Source organism: Streptomyces sp. NPDC018045, assembly GCF_044327445.1.
In the GTDB taxonomy this organism is placed as follows: domain Bacteria; phylum Actinomycetota; class Actinomycetes; order Streptomycetales; family Streptomycetaceae; genus Streptomyces.
On sequence record NZ_JBIRFL010000002.1, the window covers coordinates 788,942 to 805,468 of the forward strand.

General features: G+C 74.5%; 16 protein-coding genes. 5 read left to right on the forward strand and 11 right to left on the reverse strand.

Annotated elements, in window-relative coordinates; translation table 11 throughout:
- Positions 1 to 36 precede the first annotated feature (36 nt).
- The 4 genes from ACH4EB_RS07220 to ACH4EB_RS07235 all read right to left on the reverse strand — a co-directional run bounded on the left by ACH4EB_RS07220 (position 37) and on the right by ACH4EB_RS07235 (position 4,891).
- Positions 37 to 543, reverse strand: a complete 507-nt coding sequence (locus ACH4EB_RS07220; protein WP_398346333.1) for a MarR family winged helix-turn-helix transcriptional regulator — start codon at positions 541 to 543, stop codon at positions 37 to 39.
- Positions 544 to 732: 189 nt separating this feature from the next.
- The gene (locus ACH4EB_RS07225) at positions 733 to 2,547 is read right to left on the reverse strand and encodes an FUSC family protein (protein WP_398346334.1); all 1,815 of its coding nucleotides are present in this window, start codon (positions 2,545 to 2,547) and stop codon (positions 733 to 735) included.
- Between the two features lie 50 nt (positions 2,548 to 2,597).
- Positions 2,598 to 3,611: an acyl-CoA dehydrogenase family protein gene (locus ACH4EB_RS07230; protein WP_398346335.1), complete on the reverse strand. Its 1,014-nt coding sequence runs from the start codon at positions 3,609 to 3,611 to the stop codon at positions 2,598 to 2,600.
- Between the two features lie 26 nt (positions 3,612 to 3,637).
- Positions 3,638 to 4,891: an acyl-CoA dehydrogenase family protein gene (locus tag ACH4EB_RS07235; protein WP_398346336.1), complete on the reverse strand. Its 1,254-nt coding sequence runs from the start codon at positions 4,889 to 4,891 to the stop codon at positions 3,638 to 3,640.
- A 121-nt stretch (positions 4,892 to 5,012) separates the two neighbouring features.
- On the opposite strand from ACH4EB_RS07235, the gene ACH4EB_RS07240 reads away from it, so the two are divergent.
- From ACH4EB_RS07240 to ACH4EB_RS07250, 3 genes are all read left to right on the forward strand, one after another.
- Positions 5,013 to 5,822: an SDR family oxidoreductase gene (locus ACH4EB_RS07240; RefSeq protein ID WP_398346337.1), complete on the forward strand. Its 810-nt coding sequence runs from the start codon at positions 5,013 to 5,015 to the stop codon at positions 5,820 to 5,822.
- A gap of 294 nt (positions 5,823 to 6,116) precedes the next feature.
- The gene (locus tag ACH4EB_RS07245; RefSeq protein ID WP_398346454.1) at positions 6,117 to 6,707 is read left to right on the forward strand and encodes a TetR/AcrR family transcriptional regulator; all 591 of its coding nucleotides are present in this window, start codon (positions 6,117 to 6,119) and stop codon (positions 6,705 to 6,707) included.
- A gap of 44 nt (positions 6,708 to 6,751) precedes the next feature.
- On the forward strand, positions 6,752 to 7,909 hold the full coding sequence (locus ACH4EB_RS07250; protein WP_398346338.1) for an acetyl-CoA C-acetyltransferase: 1,158 nt from the start codon (positions 6,752 to 6,754) through the stop codon (positions 7,907 to 7,909).
- A gap of 128 nt (positions 7,910 to 8,037) precedes the next feature.
- Here the strand turns inward: ACH4EB_RS07250 and ACH4EB_RS07255 are convergent, their stop codons facing one another.
- The 5 genes from ACH4EB_RS07255 to ACH4EB_RS07275 form a co-directional block, all read right to left on the reverse strand.
- A complete protein-coding gene (locus ACH4EB_RS07255) occupies positions 8,038 to 8,349 on the reverse strand; it encodes a hypothetical protein (protein ID WP_398346339.1) in 312 nt (103 codons plus the stop codon).
- A gap of 127 nt (positions 8,350 to 8,476) precedes the next feature.
- Positions 8,477 to 9,577: an NAD(P)H-dependent flavin oxidoreductase gene (locus ACH4EB_RS07260; protein ID WP_398346455.1), complete on the reverse strand. Its 1,101-nt coding sequence runs from the start codon at positions 9,575 to 9,577 to the stop codon at positions 8,477 to 8,479.
- Positions 9,574 to 10,356: a CoA-transferase subunit beta gene (locus ACH4EB_RS07265; protein ID WP_398346340.1), complete on the reverse strand. Its 783-nt coding sequence runs from the start codon at positions 10,354 to 10,356 to the stop codon at positions 9,574 to 9,576. Before ACH4EB_RS07265 ends, ACH4EB_RS07260 begins: the two co-directional genes overlap by 4 nt.
- A 31-nt stretch (positions 10,357 to 10,387) precedes the next feature.
- Positions 10,388 to 11,263, reverse strand: coding sequence for a CoA transferase subunit A (locus ACH4EB_RS07270; protein ID WP_398346341.1), 876 nt, complete (start codon positions 11,261 to 11,263; stop codon positions 10,388 to 10,390).
- Positions 11,260 to 12,108, reverse strand: a complete 849-nt coding sequence (locus tag ACH4EB_RS07275) for an enoyl-CoA hydratase family protein (RefSeq protein WP_398346342.1) — start codon at positions 12,106 to 12,108, stop codon at positions 11,260 to 11,262. Before ACH4EB_RS07275 ends, ACH4EB_RS07270 begins: the two co-directional genes overlap by 4 nt.
- Before the next feature lie 97 nt (positions 12,109 to 12,205).
- Between ACH4EB_RS07275 and ACH4EB_RS07280 the strand changes: the two genes are divergently transcribed.
- Together ACH4EB_RS07280 and ACH4EB_RS07285 are read left to right on the forward strand one after the other, a co-directional pair.
- Positions 12,206 to 12,991 (forward strand): SDR family oxidoreductase, encoded by a 786-nt coding sequence (locus ACH4EB_RS07280; protein WP_398346344.1) that lies wholly within the window; start codon positions 12,206 to 12,208, stop codon positions 12,989 to 12,991.
- Positions 12,992 to 13,343: 352 nt separating this feature from the next.
- A complete protein-coding gene (locus tag ACH4EB_RS07285; RefSeq protein ID WP_398346456.1) occupies positions 13,344 to 14,291 on the forward strand; it encodes an SDR family oxidoreductase in 948 nt (315 codons plus the stop codon).
- Positions 14,292 to 14,690: 399 nt separating this feature from the next.
- On the opposite strand, the gene ACH4EB_RS07290 is transcribed toward ACH4EB_RS07285, so the two are convergent.
- Both ACH4EB_RS07290 and ACH4EB_RS07295 read right to left on the reverse strand, forming a co-directional pair.
- On the reverse strand, positions 14,691 to 15,080 hold the full coding sequence (locus tag ACH4EB_RS07290) for a hypothetical protein (protein ID WP_398346345.1): 390 nt from the start codon (positions 15,078 to 15,080) through the stop codon (positions 14,691 to 14,693).
- 576 nt (positions 15,081 to 15,656) lie between these two features.
- On the reverse strand, positions 15,657 to 16,379 hold the full coding sequence (locus ACH4EB_RS07295) for an N-acyl homoserine lactonase family protein (RefSeq protein WP_398346457.1): 723 nt from the start codon (positions 16,377 to 16,379) through the stop codon (positions 15,657 to 15,659).
- Between the last annotated feature and the right edge of the window lie 148 nt (positions 16,380 to 16,527).

Below are 16,527 nucleotides of genomic sequence, written 5' to 3' on the forward strand. Positions count from 1 at the left end.
GTCCACCTGCTCGGCGTACGGGCCCGCCCCCGGCCGTCAGTCCAGCAGGCTCCCGAGCCGCCCCTCCAGGAGCACCAGCAACTCGCTCAGCCCCTCCGACAGTTCGGCCCGCCGCTCGCCGCCGAGGCCCTCCAGCAGTCCGGCCTCGTAGCGCAGTTGCTCGGGCAGCAGCCGGTCGATGACCGCGCGGCCCTCGTCGGTGAGCGAGAGGTGCGAGACCCGCCGGTCCCGCTCGTCGGGGCGCCGCGACACCAGTCCGCGGGTCTCCAACTGGCGTACCCGCTTGGTGACCGCGGCCCCGGAGGCGAACGTCTCGCGCGCGATGCGGCCGGGCGTCAGCTCGCGGTCCATCCGCCGCAGCGTCCCGAGGATGTCGAATTCCGGGCGGGTCAGGCCCTCCCGCCGCAGCGGCGCGTCGGCGGCCTGTTGCAACAGCGCGGAACAGCGGTTGAGCCGCCCGATCACCGCCATCGGTCCGGTGTCCAGCCCCGGGTGGACCTGCTGCCACTGCCGCAGCACCCCCGCGACGATGTCCTCGGTCACGCGCACCTCTTCTTCCCGGGCGCTCCCGGCCCCCGTCGGCGTCCTGTGTCGCGCACGGCGTGCCGCGGGCCGCCGTACGGGCCCCGCGCCGCGCTGCGCCCGGCCAATTCTGCCTGGTGCCGCTTCCGGGAGCAGGGCGGGGCGGTACGGGTGCCGGCGCGGGCCCGGCGGTGCGGGAGCGGCACGCGGCTACGCGGCCGGCGCGGACAGCCGGCGGACGAGCCGGGCCAGGGTGCGGTGCCCCCGCTGCTCGGCCAGGGCGACGCGCTCTTCGGGCGCGGCGCGCTGCCACCACTCACCGGCCGACACCTCCACCGCCTCCCGCAGCTCGACCAGGCTCGCGGCCAGGCGGTCGCGCGCCCAGCCCGTCTCGCGCACGCCGTCGCCCGGTACCTCCTCCGGGCGCGGCTCCTTCGCGTCCGGGCCGCCGGCGTCGTCCAGCAGCCGGAGCGCCGCGGCCTCGGCGGCCGTCACATGGTCCAGCGCCGCCTCGACGCGGTCGGCGGCGCGGCGGTTGGTGACCAGGACGCAGCAGGCCAGGCCCACGGCCGCTCCCACGACGGTGTCGGTCCAGCGGTCGGTGACCAGCGTCCGCGCGGGCAGGTGGCTGCCGAACTCGGTGAGCAGCAGCGCCATCGGGGTGACCCAGACCGATCCCAGCCAGTAGTTGCGGGTGATGCTCGCCTCCGCGCAGAACTGGAAGGTCAGCGCCAGCAGGATCATCGCCGGGTGGCCGGTGTGGATCACCGGCAGCAGGGCGGTGAAGAGCAGCAGCCCGAGGAGGTTGCCGAGGGTGCGCTGCACGGCCCGCTGCCACGACAGGGTGGTGTTGGCCTGGTAGATGGAGGCCGCGGTCACCACGGCCCAGTACGGGTGGCCGACGCCGACCGCCATCGAGCCCCAGCCCGCCAGCGCGCAGCCCGCGGCCACCCGCGCGCCGATGGGCAGCAGCGGCGAGCCGGGCGCCAGGCGGTGCAGCACGGCGCGGACGCCGCGCGGCCGGCCGGGCGCGGGGCGGCGCGGCTCCGCGCCCACGGCCGTGCCGTCCCCCGCGCCCCGTGCGCGGCCCGCGCGCTCCGCGGCGACCCCGGCCAGCTCCCCGGCCTGGGCGTCGGTGAGCGCGACCGCCGGCAGCGCCCGGCCCCGGCGCAGGTCGCGGGCCCACGCCGTGCAGCGCCCGGCCTCGGCCTCGTCGGCCGCCTGCGCCGCGAGCGCCGACTCGGCCCGTACGAGCAGTCTTTCCAGCCCCGAGCGGTCGGTACGGCCCGGGACCTGGAACAGCGTCTGCCAGGCGGCGTTCACGGCGGCGGCGGTGGCGTGCCGGACGCGGTCCGGCCCGGCGGACGGGGCATCGGGCGCGGGGCCGGTGCGCAGCAGCGCCGCCGCGGCCTCCAGCGCCCGCGCCGTCGCGATCCGCTCCGGCCCGTGCGGCCGGACCAGCGCGGGCGCCATGCACACCAGCCAGGCGAGCGCCCCGGCGCCCAGGGCCAGCGACAGATGGAAGGGCACCTGCCCGATCCGCTGCGGCACGAAGAAGGCGGAGGCCGAGATGAAGGTGAAGATCAGGTTTCCCGGCGGCCCGACCCGGGTCGCGTCGCAGACCATCTTGTGTACGGCGGCGACGAGCGAGGCGAGGAGGACGAGCAGCGGGACCGAGGTGGTCAGCGAGGCGGCGGTCAGGGCGGCGCCGAGGCTCGCGACCATGCCGAGCACCACCCACGCCAGGGTGCGGGCCCGGGCCGCGTACGGCAGGCCGTGTGCGTACAGGGCGCACATCGCCCCCGCCGAGGTGTACAGCACCAGGTCCAGGCGGCCCAGCGCGAGCAGGGTGAACTCGGGGATGCCGAGGGCGACGACCGCGCTCAGCGCGGGCTTGTGCCAGATGTCCACGGGGCGGCGCAGGAGGACCGTGCTCCTGATGGGCAGCGGGCGCGCGCGTACCGCGCCGGTGCCCCCGGAGAGGGCCACCGCTCGCGTTCCCGTTGGTCTGGCATGTTTCCCCATGCCAAAACCTTAACAGGTGTTTTACCTGTAAAAGATTTACGTTCGTGGCCTCACCCGGCCGCCGTGGGGGAGGCGAGCACCCGGGCCCGGCACTCCGCGGGCGTACCCCAGGCGCCCCGCAGGGCTCGCGCCTTGCGGATCCACAGGGAGAGGTCCAGCTCGTCGGTGTAGCCCAGGGCGCCGTGCAACTGGAGCGCGGCCCGCGCCGCGGCGTAAGCGGCCTCGCCCGCGGCAGCCTTCGCCATCGCGATGCCCGTCCCCGCCTCCCCGTCACCCGCCAGCTCGACCGCGGCCCCGTAAACCAATGGCTCCGCGAACTCCAGCGCCACCAGCACGTCCGCCAGCCGGTGCTTCACCGCCTGGAACGAGCCGATGGCGACGCCGAACTGGGTGCGCTGCTTGACGTACGCCACCGTGTCGTCCAGCAGCCGCCGGCCGACACCGAGCGCCTGCGCCGCGGTGAGCAGCCGCGCGGTGTCCGCGGCGTGCGCGGCGGCGGCCCGCACGGCCGGCCCCCTCACCGGCACGGCCCCGCCCTCGCCCCCCTCCCGCCCGTACCGGGACAGCCGCCGGGCCGGATCGACCGACGGCTGGACCGGCCCGCTCGCACCGGACTGCCGCAGCGTGTCGCCGCTGACGAGGAGGGTGGCGTCGGCGGCCGCCGCGTCGAGGGCGTAGGGCCCGCGCGCCGAGTCCGCGTACGACACCACCGCCGCCCCGGCCGCGATGGCGGGCAGCCAGTGCCCCGCCGGGCCCGTATCACCGAGCCGGTCGAGCAGGACGGCCGCCGCGGCCGTCTCCACCGCCGGGCCGGGGACGGCGTACCGCCCCGCCTCGACGAACGCCACGACCAGCTCGACCGGCAGGAAACCCGCGCCCCCGTGCTTCTCCGGCACGGCCAGCCCGAACACCCCGGCCGCCGCGAGCCGCCGCCACACCGCCCGCCCGGGGCCGCTGTCACCGGCCGCCCACGCCCGTACGGCGGCCGGGATGTCCGCCGCCGCCAGCATCCGGCCGAGCGTCCGGCCGAACTCCCGCTGCCCGTCGTCCAGGAGGAACCGCATCCCTCAACTCCTCTCGCCGCTCCGTCTCAGCGCCGCCCCTTCGGCAGGCCCAGCAGCCGTTCGGCGATGATGTCGCGCTGGATCTCGTTCGTACCGGCGTAGACCGGGCCGGCCAGCGCGAAGATCCAGCCGTCGGCCCAGCTCCCGTGGTCCGGTGCCGCACCGGCGTCGCCGGCGAGTTCGCCGCGCGGGCCGAGGAGGTCGAGCGCGGTCTCGTGCAGGGCGATGTCCAGCTCGGACCAGAAGATCTTGGTGAGACTCGCCGCCGCCCCTGGGGCGCCGCCCACCGCCCCTGGAGCGCCGTCCGCCGTCCCCGAACTGCCACCCGCCGCCCTGCGGGTGCCGCCTGCCGCCTCTGGAGCGCCGTCCGCCGCGAGCCGTGTGGCCTGGGCGCACGCGGCGAGCCGGTAGGCGCGGGCGCCGATGACCGCGTCGGCGACCCGGTCGCGCAGGGCCGTGTCCGCGGGGTCGGCGGTGGCCCGCCACAGGGCGGCGAGGCGGGCGGCGGCGGCCGTGAACCGCCCCGGGCTGCGCAGGGTGAGCCCGCGCTCGTTGCCCGCCGTGCTCATCGCGGCCCGCCAGCCCCGCCCCGGCTCGCCGATCACGTCCTCGTCCGGCACGAACACGTCGTCCAGGAACAGCTCGGCGAAGGCCGGCTTCCCGTCGAGCCGGCCGATGGGGCGCACCGTCACGCCCGGCGCGGCCAGGTCGAACATCAGATACGTGAGGCCGTGGTGCGGCCGGTCCGCGCCGGGGTGGCTGCGGAACAGCCCGAAGGCCCGGTCCGCGAAGGCCGCCCGGGAGGACCAGGTCTTGTGCCCGCGCAGCAGCCAGCCGCCCTCGGCACGTACGGCGGACGACCGCAGCGCGGCGAGATCGGAACCGGCGCCGGGCTCGGACCACGCCTGCGCCCAGATGGTCGCGCCGCTCGCCATCGCGGGCAGCACACGCGCCAACTGCCCGTCCGTACCGTGCTCGAAAAGAGTGGGGGCGAGCAGGCTGATGCCGTTCTGGGAGACCCGGCCGGGGGCGCGCGCCGCGTAGTACTCCTCCTCGAACAGCAGCCACCGCAGCACCGATGCGCCGCGCCCGCCGTACGCCTGCGGCCAGGTGACGGCCGACCAGCGGCCGGAGTACAGCTCGCGCTCCCACTCCCGGTGGGCCGCGAACCCTTCGGCCGTCTCCAGGGAGGGCAGCGGCGTGGCGGGCACGTGGGCGGCCAGCCAGTCCCGCGCTTCCTGCCGGAACCGCTCGTCCTCCGGGGTGAGTTCGAGATCCATCGACGAGCGGCCTCCCGTGCGAGGACGTGCGGTGACGGCCGGCTCCGGCGTGGTCGCCCCAGGCCGCGGGGCGGCGCCAGGGCCGTTCCCTAACAAGTGTTTGGTAGGTTAGCGTACGGCCATGACGCCCGAGAAGCCTCCGACGGCGCACCCGGCACCCCCCTACGTCCCCGGGCACGGCCTGCTCACCGGCCGCACGGCCGTCGTCACCGCCGCCGCGGGCACCGGCATCGGCGGCGCCACCGCCCGCAGGCTGCTGGAGGAGGGCGCGGATGTGGTCCTCTCCGACGCGCACGCCCGGCGCCTGAAGGAGTCCGAGGCGGCGCTCGCCGCCGAGTTCGGCGCCGGGCGGGTCGCCGCGCAACCCTGCGACGTCACCGACGAAGCACAGGTCACCGCCCTCTTCGACGCCGTCGAACGGCGGCACGGGCGGCTGGACGTGGTCGTCAACAACGCCGGACTCGGCGGCAGCGCCGACCTGGTGACGATGACCGACGCCCAGTGGACCGCCGTCCTCGACGTCACCCTGAACGGGACCTTCCGCTGCACCCGCGCCGCGCTGCGCCGGATGCGGACCGGCGGCCGGGGCGGCGCGATCGTCAACAACGCCTCGGTCGTGGGCTGGCGGGCCCAGCGCGGCCAGGCGCACTACGCCGCCGCCAAGGCCGGGGTCATGGCGCTGACCCGCTGCGCCGCGGTCGAGGCCGCCGCGTACGGGGTCCGGGTCAACGCCGTCTCGCCCAGCCTGGCCGTCCACCCGCACCTGGCGAAGGTCACCGGCGAGGAGCTGCTGACCGAGCTGACCGCCCAGGAGGCGTTCGGGCGCTCCGCCGAGCCCTGGGAGGTCGCCAACGTCATCGTCTTCCTGGCCAGCGACTACGCCTCGTACATGACCGGCGAGACGGTCCCGGTCAGCAGTCAGCGCGCGTGACCGGGAAGGGACAATGGCCCGGTGCCCACCGACAGTGATCCCCAGCAGAAACCGGCCGCCGCGAAGGCCCCGAAGCGGGCCGCCGCCCGGGCCTCGGACCCGGCCGCCGCTCGGTCTTCGGGCCCGGCCGCCGCGAAGACCGGCGCGGCCCGGAAGCCGACCGTGCAGGCCGGGAAAACCGGGAGAAGCGAGAAGACCGAGCAGGTCGAGAAGACCGGGAAAACCGTGCAGGCCGGGAAGCCCCGGAAAGCCCCGCAGCGGACCGCCGGGAAGCCCGCCGCCGGGAAGCCCGCCGTGCCCCCGCCGTCGCCCGCCCGCCGCCGTGAACTGCTCGCCACCGCGGCCGAGATCTTCGCCGCCCACGGCTACGACGCGACGACCGTACGCCGGATCGCGGACGAGGCCGGACTGCTCGCGGGCAGCCTCTACTACCACTTCGACTCCAAGGAGTCGATGCTCGACGAGATTCTGAGTTCCTTCCTGGACGAGCTGTGGGCCGGGTACGACGCGGTGCTCGCGGCCGGGCTCGGCGCCCGGGAGACCATCGAGGCCCTGGTCACCGAGTCCTTCCGGGAGATCGACCGGCACCGCGCCGCCGTCGCCATCTACCAGAAGGAGTCCGGACAGCTCGCCGCCAAGCCGCGCTTCGGCTATCTCGCCGACTCCCAGCAGCGGTTCGAGAAGGCGTGGCTCGGCACCCTGGAGCGCGGCGTCGCCGACGGCGTCTTCCGCCCCGACCTCGACGTCCGGCTCACCTACCGGTTCGTCCGCGACACCGTCTGGGTCGCCGCGAGCTGGTACCGGCCGGGCGGCCACCACGGCCCGGAGGAGATCGCCCGCCAGTACCTGTCGATGGTGCTGGACGGCATCGCCGTCCGGAACTGACCGCACCGCGCGCCCTCCGCGCGCCCCGCCCCCGAGGAGCCGGCATGGCAGAGGCCTACATCATCGACGTGCTGCGCACCCCCGTCGGCAGGCGCGGCGGCGGGCTCGCCGCCGCACACCCGGCCGACCTCGGCGCGCACGTCCTGAAGGCGCTGATGGAGCGTACGGGCGTGGATCCGGCCGCCGTGGACGACGTGGTCTTCGGCTGCCTGGACGCCGTCGGCCCGCAGGCCGGCGACATCGCCCGGACGAGCTGGCTGGCGGCCGGGCTCCCCGAGGAGGTGCCGGGCGTCACCGTCGACCGCCAGTGCGGCTCTTCCCAGCAGGCCGTCCACTTCGCCGCCCAGGGCGTGCTCTCCGGCACCCAGGACCTGGTCGTCGCGGGCGGCACGCAGAACATGTCGATGATCCCCATCGCCTTCGCGAGCCGCCGGGCCGCCGAACCGCTCGGGCTGGCCGAGGGGCCGTTCGCGGGCAGTACGGGCTGGCGCGCCCGCTACGGCGACCAGCCGGTGGACCAGTTCCACGGCGCCGAGCTGATCGCGGACGAGTGGGGCATATCCCGTACGGACATGGAGGAGTACGCGCTGCGCTCGCACCGGCGGGCCGTACGCGCCGCCGACGAGGGGCGCTTCGCGCGCGAGCTGGTCCCGTACGGGGATGTCACGGCCGACGAAGGCCCGCGGCGCGACACCTCGGCGGCGAAGATGGCGGCCCTCGCGCCGGTGGTGTCCGGCGGCCGGCTCACGGCCGCCGTCTCCTCCCAGGTGTCCGACGGCGCCGCGGCCCTGCTGCTGGCGAGCGAGCAGGCCGTACGGGACCACGGGCTGACGCCGCGTGCCCGCGTCCACCACCTGTCCGTACGCGGCGAGGACCCGATCAGGATGCTCTCCGCACCGGTCCCGGCCACCGCGCACGCGCTGCGGAAGACCGGGCTGAGCATCGACGCCGTCGACCTCGTGGAGATCAACGAGGCGTTCGCGCCGGTGGTCCTGGCCTGGCTGAAGGAGACCGGCGCCGACCCGGCCCGGGTCAACGTCAACGGCGGCGCCATCGCGCTCGGCCACCCGCTCGGCGCGACCGGCTGCAAGCTGATGGCCACGCTGCTGCACGAGTTGGAGCGCACCGGCGGACGCTACGGGCTCCAGACGATGTGCGAGGGCGGCGGACAGGCCAATGTGACGGTGATCGAACGGTTGTGACGGGGGCCGGGGCCGACTGTGACGGGGCCGGGGGCGGGCTGTGCCGGGGGCCGGGGCCGACTGTGACCGGGCCGGGACCGGCTATGACCGGGGCCCGGCGTGCGGCCGCGGACCCTGCCCGGCGGGGGTCAGCAGGCCCGGTTCTTCACATACAGGGCGCGCGGGCCCCGGTCCGTCCCGTACCGGACGTCCTTCGTCGCGGCCTTGGCGAGCCGGCCGTTCACGGCGGGCCGGGCCGGTACGACGATGGTGTAGCAGGCCGTGCGCTGCGCGCAGAGATTCTTCAGGCGGACGAACCGCTGGTGGTCCTTGGTGAAGTACTTCATCACCTTGGCGCACTGCGGCGCCCGCGCGGCGGCCGCGGCCTGCGAGGCCGTGGCCAGGCCCAGCGTCGTGCTGAGGGCCGTCACCGCGACGGCCGTGGCGAGGAACTTACGCATCTGATCTCCCCCGATGGAAACCTCCGCCCGCGGCAGGAGTCCGGGCGGCCTTCAGTGGTCATTCTCCACCGTAGTGCGGCGAAATCCAGACCGGTGTTCGGGTGGCGGTCCGGGCCGGCCGGCCCGCTCAGCCCGGGCGGCCCGGCCCCGGACCGTGCTGCCCGGCCCCCGCCCGGTCCGGGCCGGGCGGCCCCAGCCGGTCCAGCGTCGCCGCCGCCTCGGCCATGATCCGGCCGACCAGTTCCGCGCACGACGGCAGGTCGTCGATGACCCCGGCCACCTGCCCGGACGCCATCACCCCGGCATCCGTACGGCCCTCCACCAGCGCGGCCCGCAGCATCATCGGCGTGTTCGCGGCCAGCAGCACCTGGCTCCAGGACAGCCCGGCGCCCCGCTTCATGGCCAGCCCGTCGCGCAGCGTACGGGCCCACCCCGTCCCCGTCTGCTTCCGGAACTCCGCCGCGTGCCGCACGGCCCGCAGCAGGGCCGCCGGACGCCCGGACCGTTCGAGGGCGGCCACCAGGTCCGTCCGCAGCATCCGGTGCGGCAGCCCGTCCACCGCGCGCGTCACCGTGACGTCCTGCACGGAGGCCGCCAGATAGCGCGCCTTGACCGCCTCCGGCACCGTGCTGTCGGAGGTGAGCAGGAAGCGGGTCCCCATGGCCACGCCGGCCGCCCCGAAGGCGAGGGCGGCCACCAGCCCGCGCCCGTCGTGGAAGCCGCCGGCCGCCACGACCGGGATGTCCACCGCGTCCACGACCTGCGGCAACAGAACGGTGGTCGCCACGTCACCGGTGTGCCCGCCACCCTCCGCCCCCTGGACGACCACCGCGTCCGCGCCCCACGCGGCGACCTTCTCCGCGTGCCGCCGCGCCCCCACCGTCGGGATGACGACAACCCCCGCGTCCTTCAGACGGGCGATCAGCTCCCGCGAGGGCGCCAGGGCGAACGAGGCGACCCGAACGCCCTCCTCGACGACGATCCGCACCCGCTCGGCGGCGTCCCCGGCGTCCGCCCGCAGGTTGACGCCGAACGGCCGGTCCGTACGGGAGGCGACCTCGCGGACCGCGGCGCGCAGCCGCCCGGGCGACATGGTGGCGGAGGCCAGGATGCCGAGCGCCCCCGCCTCGGCGGTGGCGGACACCAGGCGGGGCCCGGCGACCCACCCCATACCGGTCTGGACGACGGGGTACCGCACGCCGGTCAGCTCGGTGAGCGCGGTGGTCAGGGCCCGCACGGCGGCACCTCGCGGTCGCGCAGCCCGCGCGGGTCGAGCACCTCGCGGATCAGCCGCAGCTCGGCGGCGTCCGGCGCGCGCGTGTACGGCACCTCGCCGTCCGGCATGCCCAGCGCGAACCCGGTGGCTGCCAGCACGTCGTCCAGCCGTACGCCGGGGTGCAGCGACCGGACCCGCATGGTGCGGCCGGGCGTGTCGAAGTCGAACACGCCGAGATCGCTGACGACCTCCTGGACACGGTGGTAGCGGGTGGCGGAAGGACCGGCCGCGGCGGCCCGGTCGTACCCGACGCCGCAGACCATGTCGACCCGCGCCACGAAGGTCCGCGGCGAGTGCTTCGGCACCCAGTAACTGGTCGGATGGTTGACGGTGTTGGCGGGAGCGCCCCGCACGCCCAGCAACTGCCGGTCCGGCCGCACCCAGTCGCCGATGCAGGAGATGTTCTGGTTGCCGTACCGGTCGATCTGGCTCGCGCCCATCATGACGTGCCGGCGGCCCGTGGCGACCAGCGCCAGGTGCCGGCGATAGGGCAGCCAGCCTTCCGCCGCCGCCGGCGCCCCCGCCACCGGCACGTCGCCGACGAGCAGCGCCTCACCGTCCGTCAGCAGCAGGCCGGGGGAGAAGGTCCGCTTCGCCAGCCGCGCGCCGAGCGCGGGGACGGTGCCCATGGGGGAGGCGAGCACCTCGCCCGCGCCACGCCAGGCTTCGGCGCAGGCCACCACGCAGTACTCGGCGCGGGTGACGGCCGCGGAGCCGGTACCGGCTGTCATGGGCGCTCCTTTGCGATCCCGGTTCCGGCTGTCATCGGCGCCCCTCCGTGCTCTCGGCGGCGAAAGCCGCCACCGCCGCCCGGTAGTCGTCCTCGTCACCCGACAGGAAGCGCTTGGCGAATGTGGCCCACCCATCGGCGTCCGACGCCGCCCGGACATACGCCCGCTGGAACGCCTCGTCCCGCCCGTAGTCCGGTGCGCAGGACGTGAAGTGGGCACCGTACGGCGCCTCGACGACCCCGCTCACGAACATCCGGCTGACCAGCAGCGTCTGCGGGCCGCCCGCCCGCGCCAGCTCCTCGCCGTCCACGATCCGCTCGCACGAGACGTACGCCGTGTCCGCCGCCTCGCAGAAGAGGTCGTCGAAGTACGGATCGGGCCCCAGGTACCGGCCGTTGCCCCGCGCGTCCGCCCGGTTCAGGTGCACCAGCGCCGCGTCCAGCCGCAGCGCCGGTGCGGCGGCCAGCACCTCGCCGTCCTCGTACGGCGAAGTCACCGTACGGAGCCGGGGGTTGACCCGCAGCACGTCGGACCCGAGTCCGGCCCGTACCGGCATGAAGGGCAGCCGCTGGCCCGCCGCGGTCAGCCCCCACATGAACATCGCCTCGTCCAGCTCGGTCAGTTCCAAGGTGCCGCTCTCGCGGGCGGCGCGGAAGTGCGGCTCCAGCGGGACCGAGTCCAGCGTCACGAAGGGCGTGACCAGTCGGCGGATCATCCCGGCGGCCGCCAGCAGGCCCACGTCGGGGCCACCGCACGAGACGACGGTGAGATCCGTCAGCCCGGACCGCAGCAGGGCCCGTACGAGCGCCATCGGTTTGCGGCGCGAGCCCCAGCCGCCGATGCCGATCGTCATACCGCTCTCCAGCCGGGCCACCACACCATCGGCGGTCATGACCTTGTCGCTCAACTGTGCTCCCCTCCAGGCGTGTCGGCACCGCGCCCGCGCTCCGGGCTCGTGCGGGCCCCGGGGCCCCTCCGTGCGACGTCCGGTGTGCGGGCGCCTGTGCCTGTGAAGGCGTCCCGGTGCCGGTCGGCGACGCCGCTGAGGTTGGCCTCGAAGGTGAAGCCCTGCTCGAAGCGGTAGCTGCGGCGGACGTCGACCGGGTCGATACCGTTGAGGGCGGCCTTGGCCAGCCGCAGCAGGTACCCGTCCTTCGCGGCGATCTCCCCGGCCAGCGCCAGCGCCGCCGGCCGCACCTCGTCGCGCGCCACCACGTCCCACACGGCGCCGTGCCGGTGGAGTTCGGCGGCGGTCACGGTGCGCGAGGTGTAGTAGAGGGTGCGCATCAGATGCGGCGGGACGAGCCGGGCGAGGTGGGTGGCCGCGCCGAGCGCGCCGCGGTCCAGTTCGGGCAGGCCGAACGTCGCGTCGTCAGCCGCCACGATCGCGTCCGCGTTGCCCACCAGCCCGACGCCGCCGCCCAGGCAGTGGCCCTGTACGGCGGCGACCACCGGCACCTCGCAGTCGTACACGGCCGCGAACGCCTCGTAACAGCCGCGGTTGGCGCCGAGCAGTGCCGCGTGCCCCGGCGTCCGCTGCATCTCCTTGATGTCCACGCCCGCGTTGAACCCGCGGCCGGCGGCGGCGAGCACCACACAGCGCACGGCGGGGTCGCGACCGGCCGCGCGTACCGCGTCGGCCAGGTCGAACCACCCTTGTACGGGCAGGGCGTTGACCGGCGGCCGGTCGACGGTGACGAGCGCGATGCCGTCCCCGGGACGGGACGTGGTGACGGTGGTGGAGACACCCATGGGCGGATCAGCTACCTTTCCACCAAACGTTTGTTAGGTGCAGGCTGCTGGAAAAGGTAGCAGCGCGGCGCGCGCCACGGGAGCCCGGAGGTGTCAATTGGCGCTCGGCATCGACCTGTCGGGACGCGTCGCCGTCGTCACGGGCGGCACGCGAGGCGTCGGCGCCGGTATCAGCCGGGCCCTGCTGGCGGCCGGAGCCGAGGTCGTCGCCTGCGCGCGCCGCCCACCGGAACGGCCGGTCGCGGTGGCGGACGGGCGCGCCGCCGACTTCGAGCCGGTGGACGTGCGCGACCCGGACGCGGTCGCCGCGTGCTTCGACCGGGTACGGGCCCGCCACGGACGCCTCGACGTCCTCGTCAACAACGCGGGCGGCACACCGTACCGGCTCCTCGACGACTCCACGTCGCAGCAGGCCGCCCGGGTCGTCGAACTGAACCTCCTCGCCCCGCTCACCGCGTCCCTCGCCGCCCGCGCCGTCATGGCGGACCAGCCGACCGGCGGTTCGATCATCATGATCGGCAGCGTCAGCGGTACCCGTCCCTCACCCGGCACCGCCGCCTACGGGGCCGCGAAGGCGGGCCTGGAGAACCTCGCCCGCACCCTGGCCGTCGAATGGGCGCCGCACATCCGCGTCAACACACTCGTCGTCGGCATGGTCCGTACCGAACTCTCCCACCTGCACTACGGCGACGAGGCGGGCATCGCCGCCGTCGGCCGCACCGTTCCGCTCGGCAGACTCGCGACCCCCGACGAGATCGGCGAACTCTGTGCCGTCCTGGCCAGCGACCGGTGCGCCTACGTGAGCGGCGCCAGCCTGGCCGTCCACGGCGGGGGCGAACGGCCGGCCTTTCTGAAGGCCGCCGATCGGGAGGCGGGGTGGTGAACCGGCCTGGTGGGGAGGCCGTCCACGGTGGCCCCGCCCACGCTCGTCCCGCCCACGCCGGCCCCGCCTCGGGCGGCTGCTGAGGCTGCGGCTGCCGGGTGGGGGGATGGGGTGGAGAGCGGACGGAGGACGGGGCGGGGAGCGGGCTGGGGGATGGGGCGGGGGAACGGGGCGAAGGACGGACCGAAGGACGGACTGGAGAACGGATCGGAGAGCAGAGATGACCGATGAGCACCCGACCGGACCGCACCGTCCGATCGAATCGAAACACCCGACCGGGCCACACCGTCCGACCGGACCGCCTGAGCCAACCGAATCGAACCGACCGAAACACCGGAACCAGCCGAACCACCTGGGCCGGCCAACCCCAACCGATGGATTCTCCGCCGGACTCTGCGCCGGGCGCGTGGTCGCCGTCACCGGCGCGGGCCGTGGCCTGGGGCGGGCCCACGCCCTGGCCTTCGCGGCCGAGGGCGCACGGGTCGTCGTCAACGACCTGGGCGTACGGCCGGACGGCACCCCGGCCGAGAGCGCGGGCGGCCCCGCCGACGAGGTGGCCGCGGAAATCCGCGCGGCGGGCGGCGAGGCGGTCACCCACGGCGGCGACATCGCCACCCCCACCGGCGCCGCCTCGCTCATCGCCACCGCGCTGGGCACGTACGGACGCCTGGACACCCTGGTCAACAACGCCGGCTTCGTCCGTGACCGGATGCTGGTGAACCTGACGGAGGACGAGTGGGACGCCGTCCTGCGCGTCCACCTCACAGGCCACTTCCTGCCGCTCCAGCACGCGGCGGCACACTGGCGCGCGGAGGCGAAAGCCGGCCGCCCGCCACGGGCCCGCGTCATCAACACCAGTTCGGGAGCGGGCCTGCTGGGCAGCGTCGGCCAGGCCAACTACTCCGCCGCCAAGGCAGGCATCCTCGGCCTCACCCTCGTGGCCGCCGCCGAACTGGGCCGCTACGGCATACAGGTCAACGCCATCGCCCCGGCCGCCCGCACCCGTATGACCGAACGAACCTTCGCCGAGACCATGGCAGCACCGACCGACGGCACCTTCGACGCCATGGCCCCCGAAAACGTCTCCCCCCTCGTCGTCTGGCTGGGCTCCACCGCCTCCGAAGGCGTCACCGGCCGCGTCTTCGCCACCGAAGGCGGGCGCATCACCGTCATGGAGGGCTGGCACCCGGGCCCCACCGCCGACAAGCAGTCCCGCTGGACCCCGACGGAGGCGGGCAAGGCAGCGCGAAGCCTGCTCGCCGAGGCGGCCACGCCGGAGCCGGTGTATGGGGCGAGCTGAGCAGACGCAGCGGCGGAGGCCCAGGACCGGCTGGGCCGGACGAGGGGGGCAGAGGGCAGGACGGACGGAACGCCACCCGCGAGGACACCGACGGTTTACCCGCTGCTCTCTGCCGTCCCGGCAGCCCCTCACCGAATACCGAATACCGAATACCTCCAGACCACCCGGTCCCCCGCTGCCCGACATCACCCGGACCGTTCTCGACTCGTTCCGCGGCACCATGTCGGCCGGCAACCGCTGGGGCTCCTTCGCCTCCGACGCCGGGGACGGTGCACGGATCACGACACCGCCCACCGAGTCTTTCGTGAAGATCTCGACACCACCGTGTCCCTCGGAGGGATGGCAACAACTTCGCCTGCCACCTGCCGCCCTCCTGATCGGCCGGTGGCCGACCGTCAATCACCGGCCACTATTGCCTTTCCTGAGGCTCGTCCTCTTGGCCAGGAAAACCGTACGCATGGACGGGAGGAATCCCCTGCCGCCGCTGCCGGTACGGGCAGGCGTGTCGGGGGCGCTGTGCGACTTCTCAGCGGTGACAAGCGCGTACGCGCGGGCGAGGGTTTGCAGCGCTTTGCCGGACCGGCCCTTGTGCTTGGCTTTGCCGATGGCGGTGGCTTCGCCGGCAATGGCCCTGAGCAGTTCATCGCGGGCGACGACGGCGGGCGCCTGGCGAGCGGCGGTCAGTACGAGGCCCGCTTCGGCAGACTCGGTCTGCTGGTCGACGCCGATGATTTCTCCGGCCTCTCCCGTGAGCGGCTTGGCCTTGGCGCCGGACTTCTTCTTGGCCATGTGGGGTCCTTTTCTTCTCACCTGGCTACGGCTGGGCTTGTCGACGGACGGCTGAGTTGCTGGGGGCGGGCGGGGCCTGTCGGCTGGGCAAGGAGAACTGCTCTCAGGGCCGGCCGGTCAGGAGGTGACGTCGGCTGCGATCGTGCGCCGCGCACCGAAAGGCCGTACGGATTCGGCGAGGCACCGCTCGCCCATTGAGCGTGTGCCGCCGAACGGGCAGCATCGGATTCGGGGAGGAAATGCGTGGCGATCCGGTCGGTCACGGTCGCGCCGCCGCTCACCGGTCCACGGCTCGGACGCGCTCTCCGCCCCTAAGAATTCGCCGACGTCACCAGCAGGTTTCCCAACGACGGGACCACCTATGCCTTCTCGCCCATTCCGTCCTCGCCGGGAATGAGCCCTGTACTCCCGGACTCACGCACCCGGGCAAAGCGACGGACGCGCCCGGGGCGACGAAGCCTCTACTGGGGCCGATTCCTTACGAGCAGCCCGGGGTAAGGCCCGTCCGGGAGAAAGCTGGCCCGGGGCAAGACCAGGCTGGGGAAAGGCCGGCCCGGAGTCCTCCGAAAGACACGCTCAGACGGGTTCCCATACCGAACAGTCGTGGGCGAAGAGCACCCGTCGCGGGGCGAACGCGCTGAGCCGCTCCAGCCAGGGCGAGTGACCGGGGAGCGGGGCGCCTACTCCGTCGAGGGCGGCCTGCCGGGCCAGGTGGTCCGCAGCGAACTCCGAGGCGCAGTCACGGGCTTGGCCCGCCAGGACCACCGTGCCGTCCGGCTGCTCCACCACCAGCGACTGGTGCCCGGCGGTATGCCCAGGCGTCGGGACGATAAGGACGCCGGGCCACACCTCGGCCTCGCCGTGCAACTCCTCGTAGACGACACCCGGAAAGTCGACCAGCGCGTCCACCGTGTAACCGCTCCGGCGGGCCAGGGCGAGTTCCGTCGCCTGTACGAGGATGGGCCGGCCGGCCAGCAACGGGTTCCCGCCGCAGTGGTCGAAGTGCAGGTGGCAGTTGACCACCAGGGAGAGGTCGGAGAGCCGGTGCCCGGCCGCGGCCAGTGCGGCTTCCAGGGGCCTGCGCCGCGGACGGTAATGCGCCTCGGTGCCCGGGTCGGCAGCACCGATCCCCGTGTCGAACAGCAGCAGTCCGGCATCGTGCCGCACCAGATACGCGAGCACCGGCTCCACCCGTGGCTCCGGCCCGCCGGTCTCCGGCGCGGGGCGGACGAAGTAGCCGAGATCGAGTCTGCGTATGCCCCGCACCGGGGAGTCGCGCGTCGCGCGGCCGTTGAACATCCGGCCGCCGATTGTCGCTTCGTGACCTGTGGCATCCATCCGGCCATCGTGGCAGTGGCTGGGCGGGGCGGGCGAGGAGTTGGCCGTGACCGGGCCGACCGTACGGGCTGTACGGATCATGCGGGCTGTACGGATCGTGTGGGCTGTA